Origin of the sequence: Vibrio sp. L85 (assembly GCF_963871815.1) — a bacterium.
In the GTDB taxonomy this organism is placed as follows: domain Bacteria; phylum Pseudomonadota; class Gammaproteobacteria; order Enterobacterales; family Vibrionaceae; genus Vibrio; species Vibrio harveyi.
The window spans coordinates 1-241 of the sequence record NZ_CAWMYL010000240.1 but is presented as its reverse complement, the minus strand read 5'-3'; the positions used below and the strand labels follow the sequence as shown (position 1 = coordinate 241).

The 241-nt window shown below is 41.1% G+C and carries 1 protein-coding gene; it reads left to right on the top strand.

What is annotated here, in order from left to right:
- Window positions 1–235: DUF7659 family protein (locus AACR11_RS22780; RefSeq protein ID WP_445286034.1), on the top strand; the 235-nt coding region annotated here is incomplete at its 5' end.
- Window positions 236–241: the final 6 nt, after the last annotated feature.

Sequence of the window (241 nt, the reverse complement as noted above, 5' to 3'; positions counted from 1 at the left end):
GAGTAATGCGAGTGCTTTAGTCGAAAAGCTAGACGAGATCCAAAAGGAAGGGATTGCGCAAGATATTGCCGAAAATGGCATCAAAGCCATCATCCGCCGTGAGCTATTCAATCACGAGTGTTTTTACACCAATGATATTTTTGACTGCGTTGAAAAGCTTGAAAGCTACGACGTTTCATACGATGAAGTTTATGAGGTGTTTAACCACATCCGTAAAACCGAAGATGTGTATTAAGCACAT